Consider the following 6,200-nt stretch of genomic DNA (forward strand, 5'->3'; position numbering starts at 1 on the left):
CTCCCAGGCGGTGCGGGTCGCCACCATCGGCGACGTCGATCAGAACCTGCCCAAGTATAACCTGGGCGACCGCCAGATCCCGATCCGGCTGCAGCTGACCGAAGCGGCGCGCGAGGACTTGAGCGGGATGGAGAACCTGCGGGAGCCGGGGACGGGCGGGGCGTCGTCCGTCGTCGGGATCAGGATCGGATAATGGGTCAGGCCGGTCTCGGCCGCGATCTGGGGCTCGTCGACGGGGATGTGCGACAGGCGAAAACCGCTCAGTCGGTCCGGAACGCCGGGCTCCAGAGCGTGGCCGAAGACGGCCGTCTGGACCGCCGGGTCCTGCAGCGTGCCATAGGCGAACAGCAGGACCTCAGCGGTCATCGAGGCGGCCATGGGCGCCCTTGGGGACGCGGCGTCGACGGCTAGGCCGCCTGTCGCTTCCGGCTGGGCGAAACCATCAGCTTCTTGGTTTCGGCGATGGCCTTGGCCGGGTTCAGGCCCTTGGGGCAGACCTGGGCGCAGTTCATGATGGTGTGGCAGCGGTACAGTTTGAACGGGTCTTCCAGGTCGTCCAGACGTTTCTGCGTGGCGTCGTCGCGGCTGTCGGAGATCCAGCGATAGGACTGCAGCAGGGCCGCCGGGCCGAGGTATTCCTCCTGGTTCCACCAGTAGCTGGGGCAGGAGGTCGAGCAGCAGGCGCACAGGATGCACTCGTACAGGCCGTCCAGCTTCTCGCGCTCGGCCGGGGTCTGGAGCCGTTCCTTCTCGGGGTCGGGCTCGTCCGATTGGAGATAGGGCTGGATCGAGTCGTACTGGGCGTAGAACAGGCTCAGGTCCGTCACCAGGTCCTTGACCACCGGCTGGTGCGGCAGGGGGGCGATGGTGATGTTGTGCGACTCGCACTCGTCCCAGCCCTTGGTGCAGGCCAGGGTGTTGCGCCCGTCGATGTTCATCGAGCAGGACCCGCAGATGCCTTCGCGGCAGGACCGCCGGAACGACAGGGTCGGGTCGATGGTGTTCTTGATGTGGATCAGGGCGTCCAGCAGCATCGGGCCGTGGTCGCCGGTCGGAACCTCATAGACGTCCCAGCGCGGGTCCGCATCGACCTCGGGGTCGTAGCGATAGACCTTGTAGGTCCGGACGTCCTTGGAGCCGGGCGCGGCCTTGTGGACCTTGCCCTTGGTGGGCTTGGAGCCGCGGGGGAGGGAGAGTTGAACCATCTGCGTTCGACCTCAGTAAACCCGAGCCTTGGGCTCGATGTACGCGATGTCGTCGGACATCGTGTAATTGTGCACGGGGCGGTAGTCGATCTGGACCTGCTCGCCCGGACGCTTCCACGCCAGGGTGTGTTTCATCCAGTTGGCGTCGTCCCGATCCGGATAGTCCTCGCGGGCGTGGGCGCCGCGCGATTCCGTGCGGTTCAGCCCGCTCTCGATGGTGACGACGGCCTGGGCGATCAGGTTGTCGTACTCCAGCGTCTCCATCAGGTCGGTGTTCCAGATCAGGCCGCGATCCGTGGTCTTGATGTCGGCGCCGGCGGCGTCGATGGCCCGCAGCTTGTCTGTGCCCTGTTGCAGGGTCTCGCCGGTGCGGAACACCGCCGCGTCGGCCTGCATGGCGCGTTGCATGGACAGGCGCAGCTCGGCGGTCGGGGTCGAGCCGTCGGCGAAGCGGAAGCGGTCCAGGCGGGCCAGGTGGGCGTCGGTCTGGGCCTTGGAGGCGGACGGCACGGCCGAGGCCTTGTCCACCACCTCGCCGCAGCGCAGGCCGACGGCGCGGCCGAACACCACCAGGTCGGTCAGGGAGTTGGAGCCCAGGCGGTTGGCGCCGTGCACCGAGACGCAGGCCGCCTCGCCCACGGCCATCAGGCCGGGCACCACGCTGTCGGGGTTGCCGTCGCGCAGCGTCAGGACTTCGCCGTGATAGTTGGTCGGTATGCCGCCCATATTGTAGTGGACGGTCGGCAGGACCGGGATCGGCGCCTTGGTCACGTCGACGCCGGCGAAGATCTTGGCGCTTTCGGAAATGCCCGGCAGGCGCTGGTGCAGGATCTTGGGATCCAGGTGGTCCAGGTGCAGGAAGATGTGGTCCTTGTTCGGGCCCACGCCGCGGCCTTCACGGATTTCGATGGTCATGGACCGGCTGACCATGTCGCGCGGGGCCAGGTCCTTCACGGTGGGCGCATAGCGCTCCATGAAGCGCTCGCCCTCCGAGTTGGTCAGGTATCCGCCCTCGCCGCGCGCGCCCTCGGTGATCAGGCAGCCGGCGCCATAGATGCCGGTCGGGTGGAACTGGACGAACTCCATGTCCTGCAGCGGCAGGCCGGCGCGCAGCACCATGGCGTTGCCGTCGCCGGTGCAGGTGTGGGCGCTGGTGGCGCTGAAATAGGCGCGGCCGTAGCCGCCGGTGGCCAGAACCACCATCTTGGCGCGGAACTGGTGAAGCTGGCCGTTGTCGAGCTGAAGCGCCGTCACCCCGGTGCAGGCCTGAGTTCCATCAGACTGGGCCTGCATGATCAGGTCGAGCGCGAAATATTCGACGAAGAACTTCACTTCCCGACGCACCGACTGGCCGTACAGGGTGTGCAGGATGGCGTGGCCGGTGCGGTCGGCGGCGGCGCAGGTGCGCTGCACCGGGCCTTCGCCGAAGTTGCGGGTCATGCCGCCGAAGGCGCGCTGATAGATCTTGCCTTCGTCGGTGCGGCTGAAGGGCACGCCCCAGTGTTCCAGCTCGTACACGGCCTTGGGCGCGTTACGGACCAGATATTCGATCGAGTCCTGGTCGCCCAGCCAGTCCGACCCCTTGACGGTGTCGTACATGTGCCACTGCCAGCTGTCCTCGCCCATATTGCCCAGCGAGGCGGAGATGCCGCCCTGGGCCGCGACCGTGTGGCTGCGGGTCGGGAAGACCTTGGTGACGCAGGCGACCTTCAGTCCCTGCTGGGCGGCGCCGAGGGCGGCGCGAAGGCCGGAGCCCCCGGCGCCGACGACGACGACGTCGTATTCGTGATCGATCAGTTCGTAAGCGGCCATCAGCTAATCAGGCTCCGAAACCAGCGGGCAGGGGCGCCGAACCCAGCGCCATCCGCACGATGAAGAAGACGCTGGCGGCCGCCAGCACGAGGAAGACCAGGTTCAGCAGAGCGACCAGCGCCTTGCGCGTTCCCGGCTGGGGCACATAGTCCTCAAGGATCACCTTCCAGGCCACGCTGACGTAGCCGAAGAAGACCACGGCCGTCAGCGCCAGCAGGCCGGCGTTCAGCCGGTTGGCGAACCAGTCCTGCACGGCGTCATAGCCGGCGCCCGTCAGGGTGAAGGCGGTCGAGGCGACCCACAGGCCCAGCGGCAGCACGACGACCAGCAACACCCGCTCGGCCAGCCATTCGCCGGCGCCGTGGCGCTCGGAAATCTTGACGTTGTTCTTGAACCGGGCCCCGTTCCCTTTGACTTGACCGCTCACAGCGAAACCCTCCCGACGGCGAACAGGACGACCCAGAACAGGATCGCCAGCGGAACCGGCGCCCAGACCGCGATGCGCGACAAGATCGTGGACGACTTGATGGTCAGGCCATTGCCGGTGTCGTTGATCGTGTGACGCGTCCCGTTCAGGATGAAGGAGAACAGCACGACCGTCAGGCCGAAGCCGACGAACAGGCCCAGCGGGGACCCGGCCAGGGCCAGGGCGGCCGCATAGGCGTCCGGTCCGAAGGCCAGGGCCCCCAGCCAGGCGACGACGATCAGCGCGCCGACCGTGGCGGCGATGATGGTGGCCCGGAACAGGATGGAGGCCGCCATGGTGACGTGCCAGCGCCAGATGCCGATGTGGGGCGAAAGCGGTGTGACGTGACCGTTGGGCTGGGTGACGAAACGACCGGTCCGGTCGCTAGAGGCGCCACCCGAGGTCGGGCTGGGCTGGGTCATGCGAATGGTTCTCAAAAGCGAATGAATTCAATCGCCGTGTGCGGTTGCGAAGGCTTTTGTGTCTCTAGAACGACGGTGTCAACGGACCGTGACCAACATCGCGAATTCTTGCCGCCTGTGGCCTGTTCCGTGTCGTGGTCGTCGGATTTGCGCATGATCGATCCACGCTCTGTCTCGGATAGAGGATTTACGCGGGCGGCCGGGAATTGGATTTTTCCGATCTGGCGGCGCTTCACGCCCGTCTCCGATCTCGCCATGTCTAACCCGCCACCCTATATGTGACGAATGACCGAAAGCACGCCCCGCCCCGTCCTTCGCCTGCATCCCGCCCATCGCGACGACATCGGCGACCTGACGACGCGCCGCCCAGTGCCAGGTCCGGGCCTGGACCAGGTCGATCCCTTCCTGTTCCTGAACCACCACGGGCCCCAGACCTATGCGCCGGGCAACGCCGGCCTGCCGTTCGGCCCGCACCCGCACCGGGGGTTCGAGACCGTCACCTTCATCCTGGACGGCGAACTGGCTCATAACGACTCCGGCGGGGGCGAGAGCATCATCAAGGCGGGCGGGATCCAGTGGATGACCGCCGGCTCGGGCCTGATCCACGCCGAACTGTCGCCGGCCGATTTCAAGCGGAACGGCGGGCCGATGGAGATCCTGCAGCTGTGGGTGAACCTGCCGTCGCGGCTGAAGATGACCAAGCCCGACTATGTGGGACTTCAGGCCGCCGACATCCCCACCTTCACCACCGAGGGCGGCGTGGTGGTCGAGCCGGTGTCCGGCGAATGGCTGGGGGTCAAGGCGCCGATCCAGTCGCTGATCGACATCCATCTGGCCGTCGTCCGCCTGCCTGCCGGCGCCCGGTTCCAGGCTCCGGTCGCGCCCGGCCGCACTGTCTTCTTCTATGCGGTCAAGGGCCAGGTCTCCGTCGCCGGAACCCCCGTGCCCGAATGGAACCTCGCCGCCCTGGGCGAGGGCGACACGGTCGAGATCACGGCCCAGACCGACGCCGTCGTCCTGCTGGGCCACGCCGAACCGATCAACGAGCCGGTCTTCAGCCACGGCCCGTTCGTCATGAACACCCGCGAGGAAATCATCCAGGCGATCGAGGACTACCAGTCCGGCAAGTTCGGCCCACCGCCGAAGGTGTGAGGCGCGCCCCTACGCTTTGAACAGTGGTCGCTGGCGCAGACAGCAGACATTGCAACGGACTGTTTGGGGTGGTTAGGAGACCTTCGCTAAACGGACTTTCGTTGTCGCCCAGGTAAGCGGCAGACCAACAACCACCATGAGAGCGAAGAGGCCGAACTGCCCTCCCCATTCAGGTGGAAAGCGGTCACGGAAAAGCCAGAAGCTCACGAACAATCCGATCCCCAGCGTAGCAGCGTTAGATTTCGGTATGACAAGTGGCGTTTCGCATCGCGAACAATGAAAGGGCTTGCCGAGGTTCCATTGTGTTCGCCCGAACGGAACGCGCTTCGCGCAATTTGGGCACGTAGGGCCTAATGTCATCGCACCCTCAAGGCGGCTGGACCGATGATGGTATACAACCGCAGGGCGGGAAGGTCTGCAACGGGTCGGTTTGCGAAACGGGCGTCGGCCCTGAAATCGGACCTTGGCGTTGACGCAGGTGGACCCGTCGGCCTCCCGGAATCCTCAGAAACCGATCGTCACCGACGGCGCGCTACGCCGCGCCTCGCCGTGGTGCACAGCTTCGATGTTGTTGCCGTCGGGATCGAGCACGAAAGCGGCGTAGTAGCCCGGATGATAGGTCCGCTCGCCCGGCGCGCCGTTGTCGCGTGCGCCATGGGCCAGCGCCGCCCGATAGAAGGCGTCGACCGTCGCGCGGTCCTTGGCCTGGAAGGCCAGGTGATGCCGACCCGTCAGGACGCCCCGGCTCTCCGCGCTTTCCGGCGAGGACACGACGAGTTCATCGGCCCAGAAATAGCCGTCGGCCGTATCGACGACGGGGATCTCCAGCACGTTCAGAACAGCCGTGTAGAATTCCCGGCTGAGCTGGAGATCACGGACGACCAGCTGGATGTGGTCTATGAGCTGACCGCGATGCAGTTGTGTCGTTCCCATGGTCCAGTTTCCCTGGCGTCGCGACCTCGAATTCCATCCGGGTTTCGAGCCGACCTGTGTCACGCCCCAGAATGGGGCGTCTCGCCAGGATCGCCTTGATCTTTCGCAAAGCCATCCCCCGGTTCGACCGCGACGGGCGCTGTCAGGTCGAAGTTCGTCGTGGGGGTCGGGTCGGGCGTCATCCGCCCGAGATGCGAAAGGAGGGCTGTC

Annotated in this window: 7 protein-coding genes; 2 read left to right on the top strand and 5 right to left on the bottom strand. The window is 66.2% G+C overall.

What is annotated here, in order from left to right:
- Window positions 1-193 (top strand): hypothetical protein (locus ER13_RS19085; RefSeq protein WP_035310648.1); only part of this gene is annotated, 193 nt, incomplete at its 5' end.
- Window positions 194-407: 214 nt separating this feature from the next.
- Here ER13_RS19085 and ER13_RS15415 read toward each other — a convergent pair.
- The 4 genes from ER13_RS15415 to sdhC are packed head-to-tail and all read right to left on the bottom strand — an operon-like array spanning window position 408 to window position 3,905.
- Window positions 408-1,205, bottom strand: a complete 798-nt coding sequence (locus tag ER13_RS15415) for a succinate dehydrogenase iron-sulfur subunit (RefSeq protein ID WP_035310651.1) — start codon at window positions 1,203-1,205, stop codon at window positions 408-410.
- A gap of 12 nt (window positions 1,206-1,217) precedes the next feature.
- A complete protein-coding gene (gene sdhA, locus ER13_RS15420; RefSeq protein ID WP_035310652.1) occupies window positions 1,218-3,017 on the bottom strand; it encodes a succinate dehydrogenase flavoprotein subunit in 1,800 nt (599 codons plus the stop codon).
- Window positions 3,018-3,024: 7 nt separating this feature from the next.
- Entirely contained in the window at window positions 3,025-3,444 is a 420-nt protein-coding gene (gene sdhD / locus ER13_RS15425) for a succinate dehydrogenase, hydrophobic membrane anchor protein (protein WP_035310655.1), read from the bottom strand.
- Entirely contained in the window at window positions 3,441-3,905 is a 465-nt protein-coding gene (sdhC, locus tag ER13_RS15430) for a succinate dehydrogenase, cytochrome b556 subunit (protein ID WP_081836258.1), read from the bottom strand. Before sdhC ends, sdhD begins: the two co-directional genes overlap by 4 nt.
- A 285-nt stretch (window positions 3,906-4,190) precedes the next feature.
- Here sdhC and ER13_RS15435 point away from each other — a divergent pair, with 285 nt between their 5' ends.
- On the top strand, window positions 4,191-5,057 hold the full coding sequence (locus ER13_RS15435) for a pirin family protein (protein ID WP_035310657.1): 867 nt from the start codon (window positions 4,191-4,193) through the stop codon (window positions 5,055-5,057).
- A 504-nt stretch (window positions 5,058-5,561) separates the two neighbouring features.
- Here the strand turns inward: ER13_RS15435 and ER13_RS15440 are convergent.
- A complete protein-coding gene (locus ER13_RS15440; protein ID WP_035310659.1) occupies window positions 5,562-5,990 on the bottom strand; it encodes a VOC family protein in 429 nt (142 codons plus the stop codon).
- Between the last annotated feature and the right edge of the window lie 210 nt (window positions 5,991-6,200).

This window comes from Brevundimonas sp. EAKA (assembly GCF_000698025.1).
GTDB lineage: Bacteria > Pseudomonadota > Alphaproteobacteria > Caulobacterales > Caulobacteraceae > Brevundimonas > Brevundimonas mediterranea_A.

Bases quoted from the DNA above. Each gene is read 5' to 3' on its own strand.
- ER13_RS15415 (WP_035310651.1), bottom strand. From the start codon at position 1,205: ATGGTTCAACTCTCCCTCCCCCGCGGCTCCAAGCCCACCAAGGGCAAG.
- sdhA (WP_035310652.1), bottom strand. From the start codon at position 3,017: ATGGCCGCTTACGAACTGATCGATCACGAATACGACGTCGTCGTCGTC.
- sdhC (WP_081836258.1), bottom strand. From the start codon at position 3,905: ATGACCCAGCCCAGCCCGACCTCGGGTGGCGCCTCTAGCGACCGGACC.
- ER13_RS15435 (WP_035310657.1), top strand. From the start codon at position 4,191: ATGACCGAAAGCACGCCCCGCCCCGTCCTTCGCCTGCATCCCGCCCAT.
- ER13_RS15440 (WP_035310659.1), bottom strand. From the start codon at position 5,990: ATGGGAACGACACAACTGCATCGCGGTCAGCTCATAGACCACATCCAG.